Source organism: Pseudomonas sp. MWU16-30323 (genome assembly GCF_020515595.1).
GTDB classification, from domain to species: domain Bacteria; phylum Pseudomonadota; class Gammaproteobacteria; order Pseudomonadales; family Pseudomonadaceae; genus Aquipseudomonas; species Aquipseudomonas yamanorum.
This window is the reverse complement of the sequence record NZ_JAIWYM010000003.1, coordinates 122359-147372: the sequence shown is the minus strand read 5'-3', so window position 1 is coordinate 147372 and position 25014 is coordinate 122359. Positions and strand designations below refer to the sequence as shown.

Below are 25014 nucleotides of genomic sequence, written 5' to 3'. Positions count from 1 at the left end.
GTCAGTTACACCGCGGTGATGCAATCGCAGGCATGCCCGCTCCCACATTGACCGCGTGTTTTCAGTCTTCTTTGGTTGGATTCAGCCGAATCCGCCGGCTTTCCTGGAACCAGTGCAAGGCAATCAGGATCAGCGTCGGCACACCCAGCAGGCAGGTGATCAGGAAGAAGTTGTGGTAGCCGAACTTCTCGACCATCACCCCCGAATACCCGCCGATCAAGCGCGGCAGCAGCAACATGATCGAACTGAGCAACGCGTATTGGGTGGCGGAGAACTTCAGGTTGGTCAGGCTCGACAGGTACGCGACAAACGCCGAGGTCGCCATGCCGGAACTGAAGTTATCCAAGGAGATGGTGAAAATCAGCATCTGCAGGTCCGGGCCCATGTCGGCGAGCATCACGAACAGCAGGTTGGTGCCGGCCGATGCAATGCCGCCGATAAACAGAATCGGCAGGATCCCGAAACGCACGATCAGCAGGCCGCCCATGCCGGCACCCAGCAGGGTCATGATCAAGCCGAAGATCTTGCTGACGCCAGCGATCTGGTCCTTGGTGAAACCCTGGTCGATATAGAACACGTTGGCCATGACGCCCATTACCGTGTCCGACATGCGATAGGTGGCAATCAGCCCCAACAGCAGCAGGGCCTGCCAGCGGTAGCGCAGGATAAAGTCGTTGACCGGTGTGAGCACTGGCGCCAGGCCCCGGCGGCCCATGGTCGACAGGCACAGGGTGGTGAGGATGATATAGAGGATGGCCCGCAGGAACGCGCGGTCTTCCAGCAGCAGATCCAGCAGGCTCACGCCCTGGAACAGCACGCTGGCGAAGTCAGTGTTGTACAGCTGGGTGAACATCGCCGGTACCGAGACCAGCAGCACGATCAACACGAACACCGAGACTAACTGGTGAGCAAAGCTGTAGCGCCCGGCCTGCAGTTGGGTGCGCAATGGCACATTGGGTTCGCGCATCAGCAGCGTGGTCAGCAGCGCAGGCACCATCAGCACACCAAACAGCACATAGGTGCCGGTCCATGCCGAGTGCTTGTAATTGAACCCGGTGGAACCGAAGCCTTCAGCAAAAAACAGGGCGCCTGCGGTGGCCAGCAGGGCGGCCACGCGATAACCGGACATATAGCTGGCGGCGAGCGCGGCCTGCTGGCTGTCGTCGGCGATTTCCAGGCGGTAGGCGTCGACCGCGATATCTTGGGTGGCGGAAGCGAAGGCGACGATAACCGCGATAGCGATCAGCCAGGACAGGTGTTTTTGCGGATCGCAGAACCCCATGCCGATCAATCCGAGGATAACCAGCGTCTGGGACAAGACTAACCAGGATCGACGACGTCCGAGCTTGCCGAGCAATGGCAGGCGCCATTGGTCAAGCAAGGGCGACCAGACCCACTTGAAGGCATAGGCCAGGCCGATCAGGCTCGCGTAACCGATGGTTTCGCGGGCCACACCGGCCTCACGCAACCACACCGAGAGCGTCGAGAACACCAACATGTAAGGCATGCCGGCAGCAAAGCCGAGCAACAGCAGCACTAACGTCGAGGGGCTGGCATAGGCGGCGAGCGCGGCGCGCCAGGTTTTACGGGGCATGGGCTGGAGTCTGCCTCAGAATTACGCAAATAAAGCGCGCACTCTAACCGCTGTGCTCTACCGGGCGCCAGCCATGACGCTGAATATCAACGCGATTGTTCAGGATACTGACACCTTCAGCACGTAAACGCGCACGTTGCTCGTCCCCTGAGGCACTGCCCACCGGCAGACTTATCCGACCACCGGCACCCAACACGCGGTGCCAGGGCAATTTGGTGTCCTCGGGCAGTTGGCTCAGGGTGCGGCCCACCCAGCGTGCGGCACGACCCAAACCGGCGAGGTGCGCCAGCTCTCCGTAGCTGATTACGCAGCCTTCAGGTACTTGGGCAAGGGTCAGGTACAGCACGGTGCGGCGCATTTCGGCCGGGCTTTGCGGAGCGTCGGTCGTTGTGTTCTCGGTGGGCATATCCGATGAAAATATCCGTCTGTTCGTAGGAAATGTCTGCAAATGTAAGGCTGGGAACGGAACTCGATACAAATACCCGAGTCAGTCCTTGCTAAGAAGTTATCCAACCCGATAATGCCCGTTTTTTCCGCCAAACTTGAGCCTGTATTCGCTTATGTTGTCCAGAACCCTGCTATGCCTTGCTGTTTTCAGCGCCTCCACCCCGCTGCTCGCCGATACCGTCTGGTTGAAAAATGGTGACCGCCTGACCGGCAAGATCAAGGTTTTCGACGGTGGCAAACTGCTGATCCAGACTGATTATGCCGGTGCCATCCCGGTGGACTGGAAGCAGGTTAAAACCCTGGAAAGTGATCAGGAGCTGCTGGTCAAACAGGACGCCTACATCGGCGAGAAAGCCAAATCCCTGAAGGCGGCCGATGACGGCAAGGTCACCCTGGCCAACGGTGAGGCGCCCAAGACTGTCGAACTGGCGAGCATCCAGCAGATCATCAAGCCCAAGCCTGTGATCGAAGACTTGGTGTGGAAGGGCAATGTCGACATGGCGCTGGACTACAAGCGCGCAGAAAAAGACACCAACGATTACGACATCGACTTCAAGACCACCGCCCGCCATGGCCAGTGGCGCCATACCGCCCAGGGCGAATACAACCGCGAATTCCAGGACGACGTGACCACCACCGACAACTGGGGGCTGGAGTACGACCTGGACCGCTTTTTCACCGAACACTGGTTCTGGCAGGGGCGCTTGACCTACAAGCGCGACAAAGTCGAAGACCTGTCTCGCCAGCGCACCGTGGGTACCGGCCCGGGCTACCAATTCTGGGATGACGAACTGGGCGCGTTCTCCCTCGGTTCGTTGGTCAACCGCACCGACTATGAATACCAGGATGGCGGCAAGGACAACTTCTACTCGCTGGCGATGAAGTGGAACTACAACCGCTACCTGGTGGGCAAGTCCGTCGAGTTCTTCACCAATGGCGAGCTGGGCAAGCCGCTGGCAGGGCCATCCAACTATTCCCTGGATGCCGAAATGGGCTTGCGCTACAAAGTCACCGAGTGGGCTTCCCTCAACCTCAAGGCCGAGCGCGACATTATTAGTGGCGACTCGGAAAGCGCGCTGAGCAAGACCCGCTATACCGCAGGGTTCGGCGTCACCTGGTAATTAAAGGCGCAACCCGCCGTCCATTTCCAGGATCCGCCCGGTGTAGTAGTCATTCTCGAAGATATACGCCGCTGAATGGGCAATCTCCTCGGGCCGCCCCATGCGCTTGAGGGGAATGCCCGACGTCATCTTCTCCAGGGCCTCGGGCTTCATGCCCAGGGTCATCTCCGTTTCGATAAACCCCGGTGCAATGCCCGCCACGCGAATGCCGTAGCGCGCCAGCTCCTTGGCCCAGGTCACGGTGGCGGCCGCTACACCGGCCTTGGCGGCGGAGTAATTGGTCTGGCCGACGTTACCGGCCCGGGAGATCGACGAGATGTTGATGATGGCGCCCTGGTTCTTCAGCTCCACCATTTTTGCCGCCACTTCGCGGGTGCACAGAAACACGCCGGTGAGGTTCACGTCGATCACCGCCTGCCACTGGGCCAGGCTCATCTTGGTCATCTCGCCATCCTTGACCTTGAGCAGCAGCCCGTCGCGCAAAATTCCTGCGTTGTTGATCAAGCCGTTGATCGCGCCGAAGTCTTCGGCGATCTGGGCCACGGTCTGGGTCACCTGCTCTTCATTCGCCACGTTGCACAGGTAGGCTCGAGCCTGCACGCCATGGGCCTGGCAGGCGGCCACGGCTTGGTCGAGTTTTTCCTGATTGAGGTCCACCAGCGCCAGATGCGCGCCCTTGGCTGCAAAATACTCGGCCATGGAACGGCCCAAACCCTGGCAACCGCCGGTGATAATGATTACTTTGTCGTTGAGATCCATTCGCAAGTCCTGTGGGCAGAATTAAGCGGCTATCCAAGTTTGTTTTTTGACGGAATTTATCAAAGGAGTCATAAGTTGAGCGCGCACGTTGCCAAGAATGCCCGAGAACTACTGCTCAAGGAATACCGTGGGGCACTCGCCACCTTGTCCAAGGCCATGCCCGGTTTTCCGTTTGGCTCAGTGGTGCCGTACTGCCTGGACGCTGAGGGCCGGCCGCTGATCCTGATCAGCCGCATTGCCCAGCACACCCATAACTTGCAGAAAGACCCCAAGTGCTCACTGCTGGTAGGGGAGCGTGAGGCGGACGACGTTCAAGCGGTAGGGCGCCTGACCTACCTGGCCGAGGCCGAAAAGCTCGAAGACAGCGCTGAGATTGAAGGCGCAGCGGAGCGTTATTACCGCTATTTCCCGGATTCGGCCAACTACCACAAGGCCCATGATTTTGACTTCTGGGTGCTCAAGCCGGTGCGCCACCGTTATATCGGCGGGTTTGGCGCGATCCACTGGGTCGACCAACTGACCCTGGCCAATCCGTTCGCTGGCAAGGCCGAACTGAGCATGATCGAACACATGAACAGCGACCATGCCAAGGCCATTGCCCATTACGTCGAACTGGCCGGCTTGCCGACCACCGAGCCTGCGCAACTGGCGGGCATCGACAGTGAAGGCATGCACCTGCGCATTGGCCAGGCACTCTACTGGCTGCCCTTTGCCGAGCCTTGCAACACGCCGACACAAGTACGCGAAGCCTTGGTTTTCCTGGCTCACGCCGAGGTGTGGCCGAAAAAAGCAGCCGCTGAAGCTTGAATTCACGAAACGGCGACGTCATCTAAGGTGAAGTAGCAAGGCATTCTTGCGTTGAGGAACCATTTGATGCGCCCTTTTTTGTTGCTTTTTTTGTTGTTTCCGGTGCTGGAGCTGTTCGTATTCGTACAAGTCAGCGGGGCCATCGGGTTTTTCCCGGCGCTGCTGCTGATCATTCTCGGCTCGATGCTCGGCATTCTGGTGCTGCGCGTCGCCGGCCTGGCCACGGCGCTGCGTGCCCGTGAAAGCCTGAATCGCGGCGAACTGCCGGCCCAGACCATGCTCGAAGGCCTGATGATGGCATTGGCCGGTGGCCTGTTGATCCTGCCGGGCTTCATCAGCGATGTGGTCGGCCTGGTGATGCTGCTGCCGTTCACTCGCAAGCTGCTGGCGGGCAAGATGCGCCAGCGGGCCGAAGAGGCTGCCATTCGCCAGCGCGCCTTTGCCGACGACCTGCAACCCCGTGGTGGCCCGGCCCCGCGCCAGCCCCTGGGGCGTGAAGGTGACGTGATCGAAGGCGAGTTCGAACACCGCGACCCCAAGTAATCCCCTCACTGTCACGGCACCTGCGGGTGCCGTGCGGCTTTTGAAGCCTCCTCTGACACAAAAAATTTCATCTTGGCACCCTTGTAATAAGCATATGCGCCCTTATGTAACGGTCACCGCAAGGTTTCTGGTGGCGACACCAGACAGACTTCCGCGTTTCGCGCCGCGAACCGCGACCGGCACCGCCGGAATTTAACCTGCCGGAATTGACACCGGCTGATGAAAAACACAATTAGGAGAGATCGACAATGAGCAAGCTTCGTCCTCTGCATGACCGCGTCGTCATCCGTCGCAGTGAAGAAGAAAAGAAAACCGCTGGCGGTATCGTGCTGCCAGGTTCGGCTGCTGAAAAAGCCAACCACGGTGTGATTCTCGCTGCTGGCCCAGGCAAGACCCTGGAAAACGGTGAAGTACGTGCGCTGGCTGTGAAAGTGGGTGACAAGGTTGTTTTCGGCCCTTACTCCGGCAGCAACACTGTGAAAATCGACGGCGAAGACCTCCTGGTAATGGCTGAGAACGAGATTCTCGCTGTTCTGGAAGGCTGATTTCCCCGCTCATCTTCCCGTTACTACAAAGTATTTAAGGAATATCGATCATGGCTGCTAAAGAAGTTAAATTCGGCGATTCCGCCCGTAAGAAAATGCTCGCCGGTGTCAACGTCCTGGCTGACGCAGTAAAAGCGACCCTGGGCCCTAAAGGCCGTAACGTGATCATCGAGAAGAGCTTCGGCGCTCCGACCATCACCAAGGACGGCGTGTCCGTCGCCAAAGAAATCGAGCTGAAAGATCGCTTCGAAAACATGGGCGCGCAGCTGGTCAAAGACGTTGCCTCCCGTGCCAACGATGACGCAGGCGACGGCACCACCACCGCTACCGTTCTGGCTCAGTCGATCGTCAACGAAGGCCTGAAAGCCGTCGCTGCCGGCATGAACCCGATGGACCTGAAACGCGGCATCGACAAGGCGACCATCGCCATTGTCAAAGAGCTGAAGTCCCTGTCCAAGCCATGCGCTGACACCAAGGCAATCGCTCAGGTCGGCACCATCTCGGCCAACTCCGACAGCTCCATCGGCGACATCATTGCCGAAGCCATGGAAAAAGTCGGTAAAGAAGGCGTGATCACCGTTGAAGAAGGCTCGGGCCTGGAAAACGAACTGTCGGTTGTTGAAGGCATGCAGTTCGACCGTGGCTACCTGTCCCCGTACTTCGTCAACAAGCCAGACACCATGACCGCCGAGCTCGACGGCCCGCTGATCCTGCTGGTTGACAAAAAGATCTCCAACATCCGTGAACTGCTGCCAGTTCTGGAAGCTGTTGCCAAGGCCGGCCGCCCACTGCTGATCGTTTCCGAAGACGTTGAAGGCGAAGCCCTGGCGACTCTGGTTGTGAACAACATGCGCGGTATCGTGAAAGTGGTTGCTGTCAAAGCACCTGGTTTCGGCGATCGTCGCAAGGCCATGCTGCAGGACATCGCTGTTCTGACTGGCGGTACCGTTATCTCCGAAGAGATCGGCCTGAGCCTGGAAAGCGCTACCCTGGAACACCTGGGTAATGCCAAGCGCGTCACCGTGACCAAGGAAAACACCACCGTGATCGACGGTGCTGGTGTTGAAGCTGACATCCAGGCACGTGTTACCCAGATCCGCGCTCAAGTGGCTGATACCACTTCCGACTACGACCGTGAAAAACTGCAAGAGCGTCTGGCCAAGCTGTCCGGCGGCGTTGCAGTGATCAAGGTTGGCGCGGGTTCCGAAGTTGAAATGAAAGAGAAGAAAGCCCGCGTTGAAGACGCCCTGCACGCTACCCGTGCAGCCGTTGAAGAAGGCGTGGTACCTGGCGGTGGCGTGGCACTGGTTCGCGCTCTGCAGGCTATCTCCGAGCTGAAAGGCGACAACGCTGACCAAGACGTCGGTATCGCTCTGCTGCGTCGTGCGGTTGAAGCACCTCTGCGCCAGATCGTTGCCAACTCCGGCGACGAGCCAAGCGTAGTCGTTGATAAGGTCAAGCAGGGTTCGGGTAACTTCGGTTACAACGCTGCTACCGGCGAATACGGCGACATGATCGAAATGGGCATTCTGGACCCAGCTAAAGTGACTCGTTCGGCTCTGCAAGCGGCTTCGTCGATTGCCAGCCTGATGATCACCACTGAAGCAATGATCGCCGAGATCAAAGAAGATGCTCCAGCTGGCGGCGGTATGCCAGACATGGGCGGTATGGGTGGCATGGGCGGCATGATGTAAGCCAGCCTTACCCCGATACTGAAAAAACCCGCCTGCAGCGATGCAGGCGGGTTTTTTTTTGATTGATCGTTCCCACGCTCTGCGTGGGAATGCCGCCAGGGACGCTCCGCGTCCCGCTTTATGCGCACGCTTCAACTGACGCCGCGACGCCCCAGGAGCTTCTTGAACATAAAGCCACGAGCCAGCATCAGCTGCGAGGCAGCCTGCAAAGATGCCACGGGTCCCGGTGCCGCAGTGCCGGATGACGGATGGACAGGCACGTTTGCGGTTTTTTTGAGTGGCGCCGGTTGGGGCCGCTCCCAGTGGCCGGACATGACGACCATGCCCAGCAGTTTGAGGGTGTTGCCGTAGTAATCATGGTCCCGAATGGACCGGTGTTGCAGGTTGTCCCAAATGTTATTGAGCCACAGCTGATTGTCGGGGTTGATCATTGCGCTGACCCCCAGTGCCGCCACAAAGGCCGGCTCATTGTGCGCTTGCTCGATGGCACTGCCGTCGATTCGGTAACCGCTGTTGAAGTTGCCCGGCTCATCGTGGGTGGTGGCGCGTGCCCAGCGGTTGAAGGTGGTCAAGGTGTACAGCGCGCGAGGGTCACCGTACATCAGGTAATCCAGGCCGATGCGCCATGGGTAACGGGCCGCGTTCCACGAGTAGCCGCCGTCGTATTGACCTTCCACCAGTTCAGGCCGTGCAGGTGTGAGCGAAGTGTCCAAGTGGCTGATGAAGTCCGGCACCAAAGCACTTTTGGCACTGTAGCGCTGGGTAAAGTCGCTGATGATCGAATAGGTCTTGTCGCGCACCGCCTGCCAGCGTTTATCCCCGGTCATGGCGAAAAAGCTGTAGAGGTGCGACTGCATGAAATCCGAGCTGCGGGTGGTGTACTCAAGCTCCGCGTCGCCGTCGGTGCCGGCCCAGTCGCCGAGCATCAGGTGCTGGGTCCTGGGGTGCACCTCGTGTTTCAAGATCGCCGCCATCACCGTGTTGGCCTCGCTGCGATAGTCAATGGTGCCCTCGCTGCCCCATTTCTGGTCGGCCAGCAGCAGGGCGTAGGCGATGTCCAGGTCGCCGTCGGTGGCACTGACGTCGCCACGGAAAGGGTCGGTGGAGTCGCCGCAACCTTCTATCTGGTTCCAGGCCATCAAGCCGGGGTCGGAGGCTGCCGGGTGATCCTGGAAGTAGCGCACCATGCCGTCGAAGATTTTTTGGGCATCTTCATCGTAGTCCGCCATCATCACCGTGAGCAGCATGCCGTAGCCATGAGCCTCGGACACCGTGATGGTGTTGGGCGCGGCGCCACCGCCCACGGGTTTGTGGTCGGCGTTGACCTTGACGAAATACCGGCCGCTGCCGCATTCCCCCGAGAGATACACCGCCTTCCAGTCCTTGTAGAACGTGACCAACTGCTGATCCATGATCGCCTGGGGCTGGCGATTGGGCAGGATGGTGCCGGGGTAGTAGGGCGCGTGAGCACTCTGGGCTGCGCTGCTGACTGACCATGAGCTGGCGGCCATGCACAGTGATAACAGCAGCGTGGGCAGATGCCATCTAGGGTGACGCATGAACTGACTCTCCAACCTGATCCAAAGGGCAAGGTCGCGAGGTTAGCGGCAGCGCGGATGTTCCACTGTCACAGGCTGTAACAGCCTAACCCGGGCGCAGCGCCAGGGTCAGGGTCAGGCGTGCGCCGCCCAATGGGCTGCGGGTGATCGACAGCTCACCACGGTGCCAATGGGTGGCGCGCTTGGCCAGCGCCAGGCCCAGGCCAAACCCGCTGGGCTCGTCGCCGCCCATGGCCAGGCGCACGAAGGGCTCGAAGATCTTTTCACGGTTTTCCGGCAGCACGCCGGGGCCATCATCGTCCACATGCAGCACCAGGTGCTGGTCCTGGCACACAGCGCTGACGCTCACCCGTTCGCGGGCGTAAGTGATGGCGTTGCTCAGCAGGTTGCGCACGATCAAGTGCAGCAGGGCGCGGTCGCCGATCAGTTCGAGGTCGGCGGGGTCGGTGTCCAGGGTCAGCAGGCGATGGTGCCCATCCAGCAGGGCAAACTCCTGCTGTAGCCAGTCATGGATATTGATCGGCTCATGCTGCAGGTCGCTGGGTGCATCGGCCAGCCGGGCAAAGGCGAGGCTGGCGCGAACCAGTGACTCCAGCTCTTCGATGTCGGTTTGCAGGCGCTCTTGCAGGCGGGTGCGGGTGTCGGGGTCGGCGCTTTTACTCAGCAGCGCCAGGGCAAAGCGCATCCGGGCCAATGGCGTGCGCAGTTCGTGGGACACCGCCTGGGAAACCTCCCGGTGGCGCTCGCCCATCGAGGTGATGTCCTGGGCATGCTTGCGCAAGGTCTGCAGCAGCGGCGCCCATTCCTGGCTCATCGCCGGCAGCAGCGTGTTGGGTGTGCGGGCGAGGGCAGTGAGACTGGCGTTGAGGGTGTTGAGGTCGTGGGTGTATTTGCGTCGGGCACGCAGGGCGATCCAGAGAAACAGCAATACCGGCAGGCCGGCGACACAGGCGGTCACCCAATACACCGGATATTGCAGCAGGTCCTTCACTTCGGCGGTTCCCCACAAGGGGCCGAATTGAATCACCGTGTCATCGTCCAGCGGGAAGTAGGTGACGTCCTCGTCACTGTTCTGCGCCGGTTGATGGTGGTCGAGCATGACAATGGCTTCCGGCGGCAGCTCGATATCGTCCTTTTTCACCAGGCTCACCGGGTATTGAAAGCGCGCTTGCAGCGACTCGATGCGCGCCTCCCGTTGTTCGGCGGGCAAGGCCTTGAGTTGCTCGGCAACCAGATAACCCGGCCCGGCCATCAGGCGCAGAAAGCTGTAGTCGCCGATAAACACCGCAGCGTTCGTGCACATCCACAGCAGGTAAAGGGTGAGGACGGCCCAACTGGTGCCGGCCGCGATGGCCATCCAGGGGCGCACTTTAGACAGCATGTTGACCCCCGTTCGGGATTTCGACGAACAGGTATCCCTGCGCCGTGATGGTCTGGATGGTCACGGGGCATTCAAGGCTCATCAGTTTCTTGCGCAAGCGCGACACCCGCATATCAATCGAACGGTTCAGGCCGTCGTACTCCAGGCCCCGCAGGCGCTGGAGCAGTTTTTCCCGGGTGAGCAATACGCCGCAGTGACGGGCGAAGATGGCGAGCAACTCGAACTCGGCCACCGAAAACTGCAAGGGCGCCTCGCCAAGACAGGCGAAGTGGTTGTTCAGGTCCAGGCGAAAAGCGCCCCACTGATAGAAATGGCGGGGCGCCTGGGGATGGCGGCGCAGCAGTGAGCGGATCCTCGCGAGCAACAGTTGCGGGTCGATCGGCTTGACCACGTAGTCGTCAGCCCCGGCGGCAAACCCCACCAATTGTTCGGCGTTCTCGTCCAGGGCCGTCATCATCAGGATCAGCCCGGGGTAGTGGTCGCGAATCTGTCGGCACAGGGTAAAGCCGTCGATGCCCGGCAGCATCACATCGAGGATCAACAGCGCGGGCTGTTCATCGCGGATGCGTTGGGCGGCGCGGTCGCCTCGGTGTTCCACGGCCACGGTAAACCCTTCGGCACGCAGGAACTCGGCGGTGAGTGCCGCCAGGGGCAGGTCGTCTTCGATCAGCAGCAGGGTATCGGACATGGCTCAGCGGGATCGTTGCCAAAAAAGTGCGCAGAGTGTTGCGCCCTTGCCCCCGGCGAGGCAAGGGCTGTTCATCAAGGCGTTGCGGGCTGCTTCTGGAAGGCGGGCTGCGGTGCTTTCACCGGCTGGTACAGCAAGAAGTAATAGGCGCCCAAACAAATCAGCCAGCTGAAAATCGCCGTCCACACGTTATTGGAAAGAAAGTGCGCCCCATGCCCGCCCGGCCCACAAAGTCGCCTTCGCAGGCGTTGTAAAACAGCTTGGCGATGTCCATGTCCAGGGACGTCAGCTCCAGCAACGGCATGGCCACCGCCAGCACGGCAGGCACACCGAGGCACAGCCAGAAGTTGAGGGGTTGGGATCCTAAAAAAAGCCCCGGTCAGACCTGGCCGGGGCATTTTGGTTAGCGCGTACTCACTTTGGGAGCCTCGTCCTTGGGAACCCTCCAGCTCAGCAACTGTTGTTTGTAGCCATAACTGGCGCCCTGGTAGTAAGTAATGGCTCGCTGAATCAACGGGTCATCGCTGCCCACACGGGATTCGTGGCTGTCGCCCAGTGCCTGGTCATGGCGGCGCAGGCCTTGGCGTGGGCTGAGAATCGCCAGGTCATTGCCGTCGAACAACCCCAGGTACTGGTAATTGCCCACCACTACCCGTGGCGGCAACGGGTTGTCTTGCAGCAGGTTGCGGCCGAAAAACGTCGACTCGTAGCTCAGGTTCAGCAAGCCCAGCAGTGTTGGAGCCAGGTCGATCTGGCTGGCCAGCTTCGCGTTCTCGCCGGCGTCCACCAGCTTGGGGGCGTAGATGAACAGCGGGATCTGGTAGTTCACCATCGGCAGGTCTTCCTTGCCCGCGCTGCCGGCTGTGTGGTCGGCGACGAAGATAAAGATCGTGTTGTCGAACCATGGCTTCTGGCGGGCCGCCTCCAGGAACTGGCCGATGGCATGGTCGGTGTACTTCACCGCACCGTCGCGACCGTCGCCGGATTTGATATCAATGCGGCCTGCCGGGTAGGTATACGGGCGATGGTTGGAAGTGGTCATCAGTTGCAGCAGGAACGGTTGCTGCTTGGCGTAGTCGGCATCTGCCAGTTTCAGCGTCTGTTTATAGAGGTCTTCGTCGGCCATGCCCCAGGCGTTTTTGAAGCTGATTTCCGCTTCAGGCACGCTGCTTTGGTCGACCACGCGGTAGCCGTTGCCACTGAAGAACGCGTTCATGTTGTCAAAGTAGCCACGGCCGCCGTAGACAAACACGCTGTCATAGCCGATGGCATTGAGCTGTTGGCCCAGGCTGCCGAAACCGCTTTCCCGGCCGATGCGCTTGACGATGGAGCGCCCGGGCGTTGGTGGGATAGCCAGGGTGATAGCTTCCAGGCCACGGTCGGTGCGGGTGCCGGTGGCGTAGAAGTTATTGAAGTACAGGCTCTGTTTGCGCAGCGCGTCGAGGTTGGGTGTCAGGTTATTCGGGTCGCCGTTGCTGCCCATGTATTTGGCACTGAAGCTTTCGATGGTCACCAGTACGATATTGGGTTTGCGCAGCGTGCCCGGGTTGGTAATGGCGCGACGGATATCCAGCGGGTCCGTGCCGATAAACCGTGCGTTGGGTTCGCTGAGTTCGGCGCGCAACTGCTTGGCGACGACATCGGTTGGCAGGCTCTTGTAGAACTGGTTGTAGTCCAGTTCGTTATTACGGAAGGCGGCGAAGAACTGATAAGGACCGTTGCTGGCCAGTTCGTTGTTGTAGGCGTTACCGCCCTGGCTGCGCGGGCTGTCCTGATTGATCAGTTGCAGGCTCAGGCCGGCCACCACCAACAAGCCAAGGGCGTTGAGCAGCCGTTTGCGCATTGCCGGCAACGGTGAATTCATCGCTGCGTTGAACGGTTTACGCAAGGCCAGGCTCAAGACTATCGCCAAGACTGCCAGCAGGCTCAGCAGCTTGCCGATCGGATAAGACTCCAGCAGGTTGTTCAGCACCTCTTTGGAGTAAACCAGGTAATCCACGGCAATAAAGTTGAAGCGCACGCCGAACTCGTCCCAGAACAACCATTCGGCCACGCTGGTGAAGAGCATGGCGAACAGGCTGACGGTCAGTACCCCTTGCAGGAACCAGCGATGGCCGCGGCGACGCCACAACCCTGGCGGGCACAGCAGCAAATACAGGCCCAGGGGCAGGGCGGCGTAGGCGAGGAAACCGAGGTCATAGAGCAAGCCCACGCCGAACACCGGCAGCAGGTTACCGCTCACTTCATCCAGATGGGTTACCAGCAGCAGAATGCGGGTTAGTAGAAAAACAACCAGCCATGCACCGGTCACCAACAGCAAATAGCGCATTGGCGCCGTTTTTGGGAAACCCATGTCGATGTTCCTTATTTTCGATGGGCGCGATCTTCGCGCTGACACTGTAGTCAGGTTGTGAACCTATAGTGAAAAACTCGTTAAGTCTCGCAATCGGTTGAAAAGAGTAATGGACACGGCCCTCAGGCCTAGCCCTGAGTCCTACTTGGCCTTAAGCTGCGCGAGCCAACACGGCCGTTACCGCGTACGGAGACACTGCCCATGCGAATTTTATTGGTTGAAGACAACCGCGATATTCTGGCCAACCTGGCCGATTACCTGGGGCTGAAGGGCTACACCGTGGATTGCGCGCAGGACGGCTTGTCAGGCCTGCACTTGGCTGCCACCGAACATTACGACCTGATCGTGCTCGACATCATGCTGCCCGGCATCGACGGCTACACCCTGTGCAAACGCCTGCGCGAAGACGCCCGCCGCGACACGCCGGTGATCATGCTCACCGCCCGCGACCAACTGGATGACCGGCTGCAGGGCTTCAAGTCCGGCGCCGATGACTACCTGCTCAAGCCGTTTGCCCTGTCGGAATTGGCCGCGCGTATCGAAGCGGTGCTGCGCCGTGCCCAGGGCGGCGGTCGCCGGACCCTGCAGGTCGGTGATCTGAATTACGACCTCGACACCCTGGAAGTCACCCGCGAAGGGCGCCTGCTCAAGCTCAACCCGGTTGGCCTGAAGCTGCTGGCGGTGCTGATGCAAAAGAGCCCTCACGTATTGCGCCGTGAAATTCTCGAAGAAGCCCTGTGGGGCGATGACTGCCCGGACAGCGACAGCTTGCGCAGCCATGTCCATCAACTGCGTCAGGTGATTGATAAACCCTTCGCCAAACCGTTGCTGCAAACGGTGCACGGTGTGGGTTATCGCCTGGCCGAGGGTCGTGATGGAGTTTAAGCAAAGCCTTGCCCAGCGGATCATCATCGCCTTCGCCTTGATGAGCGCGTTGGTGGCGGGGGCCTTCGCCATGGGCATCGTCGCTACCGTGCACCTGGTGGAAGAAAAGCTCATTTCGGCAGGCCTGGGCGGTGACTTGCAGCGCCTGCTGCTGATGGACAGCGTCGAGGACTGGAACCACCGTCCCGAGCCAGACCAGTTGTTCTACTTCAGCGGCGGCCCCGGCGATTTCGAGCTGCCCAAGGACCTGCGCCATCTCGACGCCGGTTTCCATGAGGTATTTCGCGAGCAGCTTTCCTACCACGCGATGGTCGAAATCGTCGACGGTCGCCGCTATGTGCTGCTGCAAGACCAGAGCGACTTCGAAGAGCGCGAGCGCGTGCTGTTCGCCGTGGTGCTGGTGGGGTTTGTGCTCAGCCTGGCGTTGGCGGTATTCCTCGGCTGGGTACTGGCGCGCAAGGTCATGGCCCCGGTGGTCCGCCTGGCCCGCCAAGTGCGTCATCGCGACCAGTTACTCGGCCTGGCGCCGCCCCTGGCCCCGGATTATGCGGCGGATGAGGTCGGTGAACTGGCCGTGGCCTTCGACGCGACCCTGGGCCGCTTGCGCCAGGCGTTGTCCCGGGAGCAGTTGTTTACCAGTGACGTCAGCCACGAGTTGCGCACCCCGCTGATGGTGCTCGCCAGTTCCTGCGAACTGTTGCTGGAGAACCCGGCGATTGACCAGCGCGGCCGTAACCAGGTCGAACGCATTGCACGGGCCTGTGAAGAAATGCGCGAACTGGTACAGACCTTCCTGATGCTGGCCCGTGCCCAGCGCGAGGAGGCGGGCATGTCGCCCCAAGCCAACCTGGCCCAGGTGGCCGACGATCTGCTGGGGATCTGGCGTGAGCCGATCGAGCGCAAAGGCCTTGAGCTGATTTATCAGCCCGGCGCGCCCTTGGATACCCGTTACAACGCGACCTTCCTGCACGCGGTGATGGGCAATCTGCTGCGCAACGCACTGCATTACACCGAACATGGCTTTATTCGCCTCACCCTGGAGCCGAGCGGCTTTGTGGTGGAGGACTCCGGTGTCGGGATTCCTGAAGACAAGCGCGAAGCGATGTTCGAGCCGTTTGTACGCGGCAGCGAGAAGCGTGGCGAAGGCCTGGGGTTGGGGTTGTCCCTGGTTCAGCGTATCTGCGAGAACCAAGGCTGGAGCGTCAGCCTCAGTACCATGGAGCCCAATGGCTGCCGCTTTCATGTGGAGTTGAGTCAGGTCAAAGCTTAGTACCTGTTCTGCCGCTAACCTGCGGCAGACTTCCTCATTTTCGCCGAAGATGGCACCATGCTATGACTTGTATCTGCAAAGTTTTGTAATGTATACGATTCGACAGGACAAGTTTTTCACAATGTGTTGACCTGTTGATCACGGGACGCTTCTTAAGGTTGTAGGCATCAGTAACTGGAGACCCGGTGATGCCTACCCCGATCAAGCTCGAATTTTCCGAAAAGTACGACGATCAACACGCGCAGAATTATTTGCTCAAACATCAGGACAATCTGGCTCGCCGGTTGTCCCACAAACGCGACGAGCAACTGGCACGTGGTGCGTTGGCCATGGCGGGTGAGCCTGGCCTGGTGCTGGACTTGCCATGTGGGGCTGGGCGTTTCTGGCCTTTGCTGGCAGAAAAGCCCAACCGCGTGATCATCGGTGCGGACAATTCAGAGTCGATGCTGAAGATCGCCACGGTCGCCCAACCGGCGGATGTGGTGAAACGGGTACGGCCCTTGCAAACATCGGCGTTTGATATCGATTTGCCGGATAACGCGGTCGACAGCATTTTCTGCATGCGCTTGATGCACCACATCGGTGATCCCGAGCACAGGCTGGCAATACTGCGCGAATTTCAGCGTGTTACCCGCGACAGCGTGATTATCTCGTTGTGGGTGGACGGCAACTTCAAGGCCTGGAAACGCAAGCGTGCCGAAGTGCGGCGTCGCAACAAAGGTGAGCAACAAGGTTACCAAAATCGGTTCGTGTTACCGGCTGCTACTGTTGAGGCAGAGTTTGAACAAGCCGGTTTCCGTGTTCAGGAATCTCTGGACTTCATACCGCTCTACGCCATGTGGCGAGTGTATGTATTGCGCAAGAGGTAACAGGATGGCTGTCGAGTGTTTAGCAGGTAGTGAAGTAGCTCCCGAGGAGCGATTTGATTATTTCTGGCGCCAGCAGGGCGAGTGGGTCGAAGAGCCCAATCGTCGTCGCGGCGGTGAAAGTGGTGTGCAACGGGTGATGGGCACCAATGGTCGTTTGCTCTATAGCAAGCGCCAAACGGGCCATATCTACCGCAGTTGGCTCCATCCTTTTGGACGCCCCACTGTGTTACGTGAACGTGATGCCCTCAAGGGCCTGCGTTTGCTGGATGTACGCGTGCCGGAACTGGTGTTCTGCGAAGCCCGTCGTGACCCTGAGCACCAATGGAAGGCCTTATTGGTGACGGCGTCGCTGGACGGTTTCGACGAGATCGAAAACTGGTACGCCGCGGGTGGTCGTGAGCAGTATGGCGAGTTGGTGCATGAGCGTTTGCTCAAGGAACTCGCGGGTACGTTGGCTCGGATGCACAAGGGCCGCTGGCAGCATGGTTGCCTGTATATCAAGCACATCTTTGTGCGGGTGACGGGTGAGGGTGACGCGGCGAAGGTTGAAGTGGCGTTGCTGGACTTCGAGAAGTGCCGCCAGCGTTTGACGGCGTTGCAGGCGGCCCGGCATGACATGTTGCAGTTGCGCCGCCATTCGTCGTGGAATGCTACAGACTGGCAGAAACTCAGCTACTTTTACGAGACGGCGTTTGGCAGCGCTATCAAAGGTTTAACGTAATGAAGCTAGAAATTGCACGAGGTTTGTTTCTGTTGGGGGCTTTGGGCATAGCGGCCCTGGCCCTGGCTGCCTGGGAGCAGCCCCGGACACAAGTCCTCAGTGCGGTGCAGGGTGTCGGGCAGCAATGCCCGATGCCGCGGATCGCCAAGGTCGGTGTCGCGGCCAAGCCTGATCATGAGTTGTTGTTGTTCATGTTTGGGATGTCCCAAGGGATGAGGCCACAAAGTTGAAGAGATTGAAGCCCAAATAAAAGGCCTCGTTAGTTCGAGGCCTTTTATTTGGGCTTGGGTTTTGGGTTGGTTGGTTGATCGTGTACATATCCGTTTCTTCGGTAACGGCCGCCTATGGTTCCGCTCTTACAGCGGGTCACTTTTGGCAAACGCCCCAAAAGTAACCAAAAGGTCTTTGCCCCACCACTCGGTGCCTCGCTTAGGCTCGGCATGCCCGCACTCCGGCACGGCTCCGCGGGCCGCCGCGACGGGCCATCCATGGCCCGGCGCGGGTAAATCGGCATCCCTGCCGATTTACCCGCTCCACCGTGCCTACTTGCGGCCATCGTGGTTAACGGGGCCCGCAGATCAAAATCAAAAGCAAGAGCACAGCGGCCTCCCGGCCGGCTTGAGTGTTAAAAGCAGAGGCAAGATCCAGAGCGAAAACAAAGCTGCTTTTCTGTGGGAGCTGGCTTGCCTGCGATGCAGACAACTCGGTACATCAGACACACCGAGTCGATGCTATCGCAGGCAAGCCAGCTCCCACATTTGACCGTGCCCGCTTTTGATTTGGCTTTTGCTTTTGCTCTTCAACACTCAAGCCGGCCGGGAGGCCGCTGTGCTTTTGCTTTTGATCTTGATCTTAGGCGCCCCGTTAAACCACGCTGGCCGAACGCAGGCTTTGGAGCGTGGGTAACCCGGCAGGACGCCGGGTTAGCCGTCCTGGGCCAAGGATGGCCCATGACGGCGGCCCACGGTCCAAAGCCGGAGTGAGGGCACTCCGAGCCTAGGCGAGGAGCCGAGTGGTGGGGCAAGAGCGTTTTGCTTACTTTTGCGCTTTTCAAAAGTGAGCCGCTGTAAGAGCGGAACCAATAGCAGCCATAACCGCAGCAACGGATATGCCCCCAATCAGCCCCCAATCAAACCAGATGCAAATGGTTATCCCAAAGCCCCGCCGGCAACTCCAGCGGCTTGGCCACCAACGGCACCTGTCGACAATCATAAAACCGGCAACGCCCCTGCCCGGAAGTCACCACAAACCCGTCAGCCACCGCACCCACCCCGGCACAATCCGGCAACGGCCCGTCCAGCAGCAACTGCGCGCTGTCGATGTTCCAGATAAAGAACCGATTCCCCCGAGGCGCCGTCAGCGCCACCAGCCGCAACTCACTGTGCACCGCAACGCTGGCCGTGTAATGCCCCATGGCCTGCAACTGCTCATCCGCCACCGGAAACGCCACAAACGGCTGCCCCGGTCGCTTGATCGCCAGCAGTTCCGACCGCTCATGAGACGCCCCCATGAACTGCTGCCCCGCGAGGATCGTACCGTCGCTGGCAATCCCCATATGCCGCACACTGTTCATCTGCTGGCCCAAGGTCTCCTTGCTCAGCAGCGTACCGTCGCGTTGCATCAGGACCAGGCTCGGCTCCATGGCATTCAGGTTCATCTCGACCCGGCTCTCAGCCTCGGTGCGAATCCCGCCGTTAGCCACCACCAGCGTCTCGCCATCAGGCATCCACGACACCTGGTGCGGTCCAATCCCATGGGTAGAAATCTCCCCGGTGTGCACCAACCGCTCACCCTCGAACCGATACACCCCAAGCAAGCCACGGCCCGGATCAGACGTGTCGTTCTCCGTGGCATACAACCACTCGCCATCCTTGTGCACCACCGCATGCCCATAAAAGTGGCGATTGGCCTTGGAGGTGATGGTCTGCAGCAACGCCCCGTCGCGCAAGTCGATCAGGTAGCTCTCGGTGCCCGGCCGGCGGGCGACAAACAGCGCAATCGGCAGCGTCGGGTGGTTGATGATGTCGTGACAGCGCTGGCCGACCTGGGTGGCAAACACCTGCTTGCCGTCCAGGTGGAAGCCGACGGCGTAGTGCTTGCCATCACTGTCATCACGCGCCGAGAGCAGCAGCGGGCTTTTGCCCTTCTGCTTGAACAGTGTCCAGCCACCCAGGGTGATTGCACTGAGCAGCACGCTGCCGAGGGCCAAAGCCTGTCGCCTGAGCATCATCAGTCACCGTCGTTGGCGTTAAAGCCCAGTTGGATGCCCAGCGCTTTGGCCAGATCGCCTTCGTGCAGGCGGTGGACCACGTTGAGGCTGTCGTAGAGATCGTTGAGTTGCTGGCGCCCGGCATCGTCGGCCAGCAGTTCATTCAGGGTACGCTGGTTGCTGGCGAACAGTTTCAGGGACGCCGCATACGCGGCGTCGATCTTGTCAGCCAAGGGCTTTTGATCGGCAGGCAACAGGCCGCGCAGGCCTTTGTTGTCGACGCCGACCCAGACGGTCTGGGCGGCCGCCAGGCTGGCTTCCAGGCTTTGCAGGGACGACTGGCTGCGCCAGGCATCCGCCTGGAACGGTTGCGGGATGCCCTTGGTCTGGCGGCCCATCGGGGTGCCGAGTTTTTTCTTCAGGGTGTCCAGCGCGGTGACTTGTACCCGCAGCAGGTCGGCGATGGCTTCGTGGGAATCGGCGTAGCGCTGGTTAGGAAACTTGGTCATCTGCGCCAGCATGCCGTCGGTGCTGTTCCAGCTCGAGAGGATTTCTTCGGCGAGCAGTTTCTGGCGTTCGCCGATGGCTACCAGCAACGGGCAGTAACGGGCTTTTTGTGTCTCGTCCGCCAGGTCGGTCTTGGCGTCGTAGAGGATGTATTCGTAGGCCGACAGGCCCTGCACCACAACACTGGATTTGGCCAGGGCGGCGGCATCGATCTGCGGCTGGGCGGTCACCAGTTGCTCGACCTGGCGGCCCACCAGGTTTTTCTTGTCCGGCCAGAACTGCACCTGCCACGAGCGGTTGCCCTCGGCCAGCGGGCCGATCAGCAGCGGTTGCAACTCGGCCCAGGCTTTTTGTGCGTGCAGGAAGTCGGCACGGGCGGTCTCCAGGCTTTCCTTGCCCTGGCAGTAGGCCAGGGCGCTGACGGCCAGTTGGCGGTCGGCTTCAACCCAGCGGCTGTAGGTGGGCAGGATCACTTGCTTGGCGATGGCCGCCGAGGTCACCGCTTGCGGGTCCTGGGGCGAGCACGCACCGAGGGCGAGGGCGGCCAGGCTGGTGAACAACAACTTGGGACGGAACATGTCGAGCTCCCTTCTGTAATTAGGACAAAGCTTATAAAGAATTCAGAAATGCCAGCAACGCGGCGCGCTGCTCGGCATTGAACGACAACACATGCTGCTGCGCCGCCTGGGCTTCACCGCCGTGCCACAGCACGGCCTCCATCAGGTTACGGGCGCGGCCGTCATGTAAAAACTGGGTGTGGCCACTGACGGCTTGCGTCAGGCCAATGCCCCACAACGGCGGCGTGCGCCAGTCGCGGCCACTGGCCTTGAATTCGCTGCGGTTGTCGGCGAGGCCGTCGCCCATGTCGTGCAGCAGCAAGTCGCTGTAGGGGCGAATCACTTGGTTGGCCAATTCAGGTTCGGCGGCCGTTGGCGCCGTGGTGAACTGCGGTGTGTGACAGCCCTGGCATCCAGCCTGGTAGAACAGGTTTTTTCCGGCCAGCACCTGCGGCGCGTTGACGTCGCGTCGGGCCGGGACGGCCAGGTTGCGGGTGTAGAACAGCACCAGGCGCAGGATGTTGTCGCTGACCTCAGGCTCGCCGTCCGGGCCATTGCCGTTGGGCGCCTGTTTGCAGGCCACTTGTGCATCGGTGCAGTCATCGAAGGGTCTCAGGGACGTGGTGAGGCCCATATCACCAGAAAACGCGTGAACATTTTGTTGATTGAGGTTCGGTTGCCCGGCTTTCCAGCCAAATCGACCGAGGACGGTCTTGTGTTGCGCGTCGTCCCAGACCCAATTAGCGCGTCCGACGATGGCTTCCTTGTCGGCGGTTTTCGGGTCGGTGTTGCGCAGGATATCGGCGTCCGGGATGGCTTCCAGCAACCCCAGGCCGATCATCGGCGGTGCAACCCGGGCCGAGAAGCGCGTGTCGGGGTGCATTGGGCCATAACCCAACTGGGTGATTTGCAGCGCCGGCTTGCGCAACTCGACGACGGTGCCGTCCTTGAAGCTGACGTTGACCGGTGTGTAGTCGACCCGCACCTTGCCTTCCGGGGCGACGCCGGGCACGGCCATGTCCTGCAATTGCCCACCGTAGACCGGCTCGGGGACGACACCCAGTTGCTCGATGACCTTCGCATAGGGCGGCGCATCGGGAATCGACAGGCGTACCAGCATCGACACCGCGTTGGGCGCATCGGGCAACGGCGGATGACCACGGCCATCCTTGATATGGCAGTTCTGGCAGGCATTGGTATTGAACAGCGGCCCCAGCCCGTCGCGGGCCGTGGTGGTAGACGGAGCAATCACCCAGGGGCTGCGGAAGAAACTGTTGCCTACGCTGAAGTCCAGGCGCCGGGTCGGGGACAGGTTGGCCGAGGGCAGCGAGAAGGCGTTCTGGTCGGTCTTTCTCACTGTTGTCGCGCCACCCGCGCGCGCTTCGCCCGGCTCCGCTTTGGTGAATCGCGGGGCGTCATCGCAGGCACTCAGGCTCAAGGCCATCAACCATGCAGACAGGCGAAGGGGCGAACGGGGCATCAGTCTTCCTGAGCGTAGGCTGAAAATAAGGCCGCAAAGTCTAACAGGGCAGGGCGGATTGAATAAGAGCAATTATCGTTTGGTAGTATCCGATTCATTCCCGCTAGAATGACCGCACATTTTTCTCTGGAGGTGGCCAATGCAGGCTCTCGACGCTTTGCTCAACCGTGTTTCCGTGCCGCGATTGCTGGACCCGGCACCGACCCAGGAGCAGCGCGACCTGCTGTTCGCCGCCGCCATGCGCGCGCCCGACCACGGCCAGCTACGGCCTTGGCGCTTCCTGACGGTGGAAGGTGCGGCACGTGAGCGCATGGGCACACTGCTGGCCGAAGCCGCCCGCCTGCAGGACGCCGAGGCGCCCCAGGCCGCGATCGACAAGGCGCAGAACGGCCCGCTGCGGGCGCCGTTGGTGGTGGTAGTGATTGCCCGCCTGCAAGAACATTTCAAAGTGCCAAAATCCGAGCAACGGCTGGCGGCGGCCTGTGCAGCCCACGGGATTCTGCTGGCGGCTTATGCTCAGGGGATCGGCGCCGTGTGGCGTACAGGTGAGTTGTCGTACTCGGCCCATGTCGCCAAAGGCCTTGGGCTGGAGGCGGATGAGGAAGTGATTGGCTTCCTCTACCTGGGCACCCCACAAAACCCGCCGCGTACCGCGCCGAAAGAAGACCTGGCGCCGTTTGTAGCTGCCTGGACGGGTCAATAAAGCACCGCAACGCTAATGTGGGCGGGCTTGTGTGGGAGCGGGCTTGCTCGCGAATGCGCTGGGTCAGTCAGCACATGTACCGACTGATCCACCGCATTCGCGAGCAAGCCCGCTCCCACATTGGGTCCTCATGGGTTTCAAGCTTGGGTCAAACCCGAAACTGATCCATCAGCTTCATCTGTTGGCTGGCCAGGGCATTGAGCTGGCTGCTGATGGCTGCCGATTCGGTGGCTTGGCCGGTGAGGGTTTCGGTCACCGTGCGGATCGCCGAGACGTTGCGGTTGACCTCCTCGGCCACCGCACTTTGCTGCTCGGCGGCGCTGGCGATTTGCAGGTTCATGTCGCTGATCACCGTCACCGCGTCGCTGATCTTGCCCAGGGCCTGTACCGCCTGATGAATCTGCCCGGCATTGTTCTGCGCCTGGGTCTGGCTCGAGTGCATGGTCGCCACCACCCCACGGGTGCCGGTCTGGATGCGCTCGATCACCAGGCGAATCTCCTCCACGGAATCCTGGGTGCGCTTGGCCAGGTTGCGCACCTCGTCGGCCACCACCGCAAAACCTCGCCCGCTTTCCCCGGCCCGTGCTGCTTCAATTGCGGCGTTCAGGGCCAGCAGGTTGGTCTGTTCGGCGATGCTGCGGATCACTTCCAGTACCGAACCGATCTGCTCACTGTTCACCGCCAGGGCTTCGACTTCGGTCACGGCCTTGCTGACTTCTTCGGCCAGGGTGGTGATGTCGCGGGTGCTGCGCTCAATAATCTGCATGCCTTCACGGGCGGACTGGTCAGCGCCTCGGGCAGCGCTGGCGGCGTTGGAGGCGCTGTTGGCCACGTCGTGGGCGGTGGCGCTCATTTCATTCGAGGCCGTGGCCACCTGGTCGATCTCACGGAACTGCACCTGCATGCCCTCACTGGTCTGGCGCGCGATTGCCGAAGACTGGTCGGCGGTGCCACGGGCTTCGGTGATGCTTTGCTTGATCTGCGCGATGGTCGGCTGCAGCTTGTCGAGGAAGCGGTTGAACCAGTTCACCAGTTCCCCCAGTTCATCCTTTTTCCCGTAGGCCAGGCGCTGGGTGAGGTCACCGTCGCCGCTGGCGATTTCCTTGAGCATGGCCGCCACGCTGTTGATCGGCCGGGTTACGCCGGTGGCCGTCAGCCAGATCAGCAACAGGCCCAGCAGGCCGGCGGCTGCGCCCACCAGCAACGCCTTGACGGTGCCACTGGCCTGGGCCTTGTCGAGCACGGCCTGAAGTTTCAGTGAGTCTGCCAACAACACTTGTTTCGGCAGCTTGATCACCACCCCCCAGGATTTGGCGTCGGCGATCGGCTTGACCGGGTACACGGCGCGAATCGTGCCGTCTTCCTCGCGGATCTTGCGGGTATCGCTGGCCAACAGCTGCACGATCTCTTTGCCTTCGGCGCCGAGGGTATCCACCAGGTTTTTGCCGACCTTGGCCGGCTCGCCGCTGTAGCCGGCGATCAGGCCGTTACCGGAGAGTATTTCGAGAATCCCTGCACCGTTGAACAGTTCTTTTTGTGCCGCATCGGTGGCCGCTTGAAGGGCGTTGAGGGCGAGGTCGATCCCCACGACGCCGATCACTTTGCCGTCGACCAGCAGGGGCAGGGAAATGGTGGTCATCAACACCGGTTTGCCGGCCACGGTGTCTTCGTACGGGTCCAGCAGGCAGGTGTTTTTGGTGTCCCGTGGGCAGGTGTACCAGATGTTGTAGGGCGTACCGCTGAGGTTGAGGGTGGTCTTGGTCAGGTCATCCTCGACCATCACCGTGTTCAGGCCTTCACCACCGGCGCGGCTCCAGTAGCTGGAAAAACGGCCTTTTTCGTTGGACACACGGGCGGCGTCGTTGACGAATTCGCTGTCTTTGCCGTCCAGGGCGTTGGGCTCGAACGACAGCCAGATACCAAGCACCTTGCTGTTGCGGTCGAAGGCGGTTTTCAGGCTGTGGTTGAGTTCTTCACGCAAGGCCCCGGCGTCCATGGAACGCTTGCTGGCCAAGGTACGCAGGTCTTTGATCTGGTCGGCAAGGGCGGTGACCACCAACAGGCTTTCACCGAAGGTCTTTTGCAGTTGCACCGCTTGTTCAGCGGCCTTGGCCTGCAGCAGGTTCTGTACGCTGTCGGTGAGCATTCGCGAGCTTGAATCGTTGATCAACTGGTCGTTCTGACTGGTCTGGTAGAGGTTCATGCCGACCACCAGGGCGATTACCCCCAGCAGGCAGAGACCGGACAACAGCACGATTTTCAAGCGAATGGAGAGGGTGTCGAGCATAGGTGTACCCGCGAATGGACTTATTAGTATGCAAG

Annotated in this window: 22 protein-coding genes and 1 pseudogene; 11 read left to right on the top strand and 12 right to left on the bottom strand. The window is 60.5% G+C overall.

Annotated features, from left to right (window positions below):
- Positions 1-61: 61 nt before the first annotated feature.
- Positions 62-1594: an AmpG family muropeptide MFS transporter gene (locus tag LIY45_RS05580; protein ID WP_226475614.1), complete on the bottom strand. Its 1533-nt coding sequence runs from the start codon at positions 1592-1594 to the stop codon at positions 62-64.
- Between the two features lie 43 nt (positions 1595-1637).
- The gene (locus tag LIY45_RS05575) at positions 1638-2000 is read right to left on the bottom strand and encodes an MGMT family protein (protein ID WP_226475613.1); all 363 of its coding nucleotides are present in this window, start codon (positions 1998-2000) and stop codon (positions 1638-1640) included.
- A gap of 154 nt (positions 2001-2154) precedes the next feature.
- Between LIY45_RS05575 and LIY45_RS05570 the strand changes: the two genes are divergently transcribed.
- A complete protein-coding gene (locus LIY45_RS05570) occupies positions 2155-3162 on the top strand; it encodes a DUF481 domain-containing protein (RefSeq protein ID WP_226475612.1) in 1008 nt (335 codons plus the stop codon).
- Here the strand turns inward: LIY45_RS05570 and LIY45_RS05565 are convergent, their stop codons facing one another.
- Positions 3163-3921: an SDR family oxidoreductase gene (locus tag LIY45_RS05565; protein ID WP_226475611.1), complete on the bottom strand. Its 759-nt coding sequence runs from the start codon at positions 3919-3921 to the stop codon at positions 3163-3165. It abuts the gene before it with no gap.
- A gap of 75 nt (positions 3922-3996) precedes the next feature.
- Here LIY45_RS05565 and LIY45_RS05560 point away from each other — a divergent pair, with 75 nt between their 5' ends.
- The 4 genes from LIY45_RS05560 (at position 3997) to groL (ending at position 7510) form a co-directional block, all read left to right on the top strand.
- Entirely contained in the window at positions 3997-4728 is a 732-nt protein-coding gene (locus LIY45_RS05560; RefSeq protein ID WP_226475610.1) for a HugZ family protein, read from the top strand.
- A 66-nt stretch (positions 4729-4794) separates the two neighbouring features.
- On the top strand, positions 4795-5271 hold the full coding sequence (locus LIY45_RS05555; protein WP_226475609.1) for an FxsA family protein: 477 nt from the start codon (positions 4795-4797) through the stop codon (positions 5269-5271).
- Between the two features lie 248 nt (positions 5272-5519).
- On the top strand, positions 5520-5816 hold the full coding sequence (locus tag LIY45_RS05550; RefSeq protein WP_003208599.1) for a co-chaperone GroES: 297 nt from the start codon (positions 5520-5522) through the stop codon (positions 5814-5816).
- A gap of 50 nt (positions 5817-5866) precedes the next feature.
- The gene (groL, locus tag LIY45_RS05545; RefSeq protein ID WP_003208597.1) at positions 5867-7510 is read left to right on the top strand and encodes a chaperonin GroEL; all 1644 of its coding nucleotides are present in this window, start codon (positions 5867-5869) and stop codon (positions 7508-7510) included.
- Positions 7511-7641: 131 nt separating this feature from the next.
- Here the strand turns inward: groL and LIY45_RS05540 are convergent, their stop codons facing one another.
- From LIY45_RS05540 to LIY45_RS05520, 5 genes and pseudogenes are all read right to left on the bottom strand, one after another.
- A complete protein-coding gene (locus LIY45_RS05540) occupies positions 7642-9069 on the bottom strand; it encodes a glycosyl hydrolase family 8 (protein WP_226475608.1) in 1428 nt (475 codons plus the stop codon).
- An 85-nt stretch (positions 9070-9154) separates the two neighbouring features.
- Positions 9155-10450, bottom strand: coding sequence for an ATP-binding protein (locus tag LIY45_RS05535; RefSeq protein ID WP_226475607.1), 1296 nt, complete (start codon positions 10448-10450; stop codon positions 9155-9157).
- Entirely contained in the window at positions 10440-11138 is a 699-nt protein-coding gene (locus LIY45_RS05530; RefSeq protein ID WP_226475606.1) for a response regulator transcription factor, read from the bottom strand. Before LIY45_RS05530 ends, LIY45_RS05535 begins: the two co-directional genes overlap by 11 nt.
- Before the next feature lie 74 nt (positions 11139-11212).
- A pseudogene (locus LIY45_RS05525) lies at positions 11213-11478 on the bottom strand (hypothetical protein).
- A 63-nt stretch (positions 11479-11541) separates the two neighbouring features.
- Complete coding sequence (locus LIY45_RS05520; RefSeq protein WP_226475605.1) at positions 11542-13491, bottom strand: LTA synthase family protein; 1950 nt, start codon at positions 13489-13491, stop codon at positions 11542-11544.
- A 201-nt stretch (positions 13492-13692) separates the two neighbouring features.
- Between LIY45_RS05520 and colR the strand changes: the two genes are divergently transcribed.
- The 5 genes from colR to LIY45_RS05495 all read left to right on the top strand — a co-directional run bounded on the left by colR (position 13693) and on the right by LIY45_RS05495 (position 17466).
- A complete protein-coding gene (gene colR, locus LIY45_RS05515) occupies positions 13693-14376 on the top strand; it encodes a two-component system response regulator ColR (RefSeq protein WP_017480190.1) in 684 nt (227 codons plus the stop codon).
- Entirely contained in the window at positions 14366-15646 is a 1281-nt protein-coding gene (locus tag LIY45_RS05510) for a HAMP domain-containing sensor histidine kinase (RefSeq protein ID WP_017480191.1), read from the top strand. Before colR ends, LIY45_RS05510 begins: the two co-directional genes overlap by 11 nt.
- A gap of 188 nt (positions 15647-15834) precedes the next feature.
- The gene (locus LIY45_RS05505; protein ID WP_017480192.1) at positions 15835-16515 is read left to right on the top strand and encodes a class I SAM-dependent methyltransferase; all 681 of its coding nucleotides are present in this window, start codon (positions 15835-15837) and stop codon (positions 16513-16515) included.
- A gap of 4 nt (positions 16516-16519) precedes the next feature.
- Complete coding sequence (locus LIY45_RS05500; protein ID WP_026078314.1) at positions 16520-17236, top strand: lipopolysaccharide kinase InaA family protein; 717 nt, start codon at positions 16520-16522, stop codon at positions 17234-17236.
- Entirely contained in the window at positions 17236-17466 is a 231-nt protein-coding gene (locus tag LIY45_RS05495; RefSeq protein ID WP_008433604.1) for a hypothetical protein, read from the top strand. Before LIY45_RS05500 ends, LIY45_RS05495 begins: the two co-directional genes overlap by 1 nt.
- A gap of 899 nt (positions 17467-18365) precedes the next feature.
- Here the strand turns inward: LIY45_RS05495 and LIY45_RS05490 are convergent.
- Genes LIY45_RS05490 through LIY45_RS05480 form a run of 3 tightly spaced genes read right to left on the bottom strand, consistent with a single transcriptional unit; the run spans position 18366 to position 21989 of the window.
- Positions 18366-19463: a DUF1513 domain-containing protein gene (locus tag LIY45_RS05490; RefSeq protein WP_226475726.1), complete on the bottom strand. Its 1098-nt coding sequence runs from the start codon at positions 19461-19463 to the stop codon at positions 18366-18368.
- A gap of 2 nt (positions 19464-19465) precedes the next feature.
- Positions 19466-20530 carry an imelysin family protein gene (locus LIY45_RS05485; RefSeq protein WP_017475628.1) on the bottom strand — a complete coding sequence of 355 codons (1065 nt, stop codon included), beginning with the start codon at positions 20528-20530 and terminating at the stop codon, positions 19466-19468.
- Positions 20531-20561: 31 nt separating this feature from the next.
- Complete coding sequence (locus tag LIY45_RS05480; protein ID WP_226475604.1) at positions 20562-21989, bottom strand: di-heme oxidoredictase family protein; 1428 nt, start codon at positions 21987-21989, stop codon at positions 20562-20564.
- 139 nt (positions 21990-22128) lie between these two features.
- Here LIY45_RS05480 and LIY45_RS05475 point away from each other — a divergent pair, with 139 nt between their 5' ends.
- On the top strand, positions 22129-22692 hold the full coding sequence (locus LIY45_RS05475) for an NAD(P)H nitroreductase (protein WP_226475603.1): 564 nt from the start codon (positions 22129-22131) through the stop codon (positions 22690-22692).
- Positions 22693-22840: 148 nt separating this feature from the next.
- Here LIY45_RS05475 and LIY45_RS05470 read toward each other — a convergent pair whose 3' ends face one another.
- Positions 22841-24979, bottom strand: a complete 2139-nt coding sequence (locus tag LIY45_RS05470; RefSeq protein WP_226475602.1) for a methyl-accepting chemotaxis protein — start codon at positions 24977-24979, stop codon at positions 22841-22843.
- Positions 24980-25014: the final 35 nt, after the last annotated feature.

Coding starts and splice junctions, on each gene's coding strand:
- LIY45_RS05570 (WP_226475612.1), top strand. CDS start 2,155: ATGTTGTCCAGAACCCTGCTATGCCTTGCTGTTTTCAGCGCCTCCACC.
- groL (WP_003208597.1), top strand. CDS start 5,867: ATGGCTGCTAAAGAAGTTAAATTCGGCGATTCCGCCCGTAAGAAAATG.
- LIY45_RS05495 (WP_008433604.1), top strand. CDS start 17,236: ATGAAGCTAGAAATTGCACGAGGTTTGTTTCTGTTGGGGGCTTTGGGC.
- LIY45_RS05555 (WP_226475609.1), top strand. CDS start 4,795: ATGCGCCCTTTTTTGTTGCTTTTTTTGTTGTTTCCGGTGCTGGAGCTG.
- LIY45_RS05540 (WP_226475608.1), bottom strand. CDS start 9,069: ATGCGTCACCCTAGATGGCATCTGCCCACGCTGCTGTTATCACTGTGC.
- LIY45_RS05500 (WP_026078314.1), top strand. CDS start 16,520: ATGGCTGTCGAGTGTTTAGCAGGTAGTGAAGTAGCTCCCGAGGAGCGA.
- LIY45_RS05490 (WP_226475726.1), bottom strand. CDS start 19,463: ATGCTCAGGCGACAGGCTTTGGCCCTCGGCAGCGTGCTGCTCAGTGCA.
- LIY45_RS05535 (WP_226475607.1), bottom strand. CDS start 10,450: ATGCTGTCTAAAGTGCGCCCCTGGATGGCCATCGCGGCCGGCACCAGT.
- LIY45_RS05580 (WP_226475614.1), bottom strand. CDS start 1,594: ATGCCCCGTAAAACCTGGCGCGCCGCGCTCGCCGCCTATGCCAGCCCC.
- LIY45_RS05475 (WP_226475603.1), top strand. CDS start 22,129: ATGCAGGCTCTCGACGCTTTGCTCAACCGTGTTTCCGTGCCGCGATTG.
- LIY45_RS05505 (WP_017480192.1), top strand. CDS start 15,835: ATGCCTACCCCGATCAAGCTCGAATTTTCCGAAAAGTACGACGATCAA.
- LIY45_RS05520 (WP_226475605.1), bottom strand. CDS start 13,491: ATGGGTTTCCCAAAAACGGCGCCAATGCGCTATTTGCTGTTGGTGACC.
- LIY45_RS05530 (WP_226475606.1), bottom strand. CDS start 11,138: ATGTCCGATACCCTGCTGCTGATCGAAGACGACCTGCCCCTGGCGGCA.
- LIY45_RS05480 (WP_226475604.1), bottom strand. CDS start 21,989: ATGCCCCGTTCGCCCCTTCGCCTGTCTGCATGGTTGATGGCCTTGAGC.
- colR (WP_017480190.1), top strand. CDS start 13,693: ATGCGAATTTTATTGGTTGAAGACAACCGCGATATTCTGGCCAACCTG.
- LIY45_RS05470 (WP_226475602.1), bottom strand. CDS start 24,979: ATGCTCGACACCCTCTCCATTCGCTTGAAAATCGTGCTGTTGTCCGGT.
- LIY45_RS05575 (WP_226475613.1), bottom strand. CDS start 2,000: ATGCCCACCGAGAACACAACGACCGACGCTCCGCAAAGCCCGGCCGAA.
- LIY45_RS05510 (WP_017480191.1), top strand. CDS start 14,366: ATGGAGTTTAAGCAAAGCCTTGCCCAGCGGATCATCATCGCCTTCGCC.
- LIY45_RS05485 (WP_017475628.1), bottom strand. CDS start 20,530: ATGTTCCGTCCCAAGTTGTTGTTCACCAGCCTGGCCGCCCTCGCCCTC.
- LIY45_RS05565 (WP_226475611.1), bottom strand. CDS start 3,921: ATGGATCTCAACGACAAAGTAATCATTATCACCGGCGGTTGCCAGGGT.
- LIY45_RS05550 (WP_003208599.1), top strand. CDS start 5,520: ATGAGCAAGCTTCGTCCTCTGCATGACCGCGTCGTCATCCGTCGCAGT.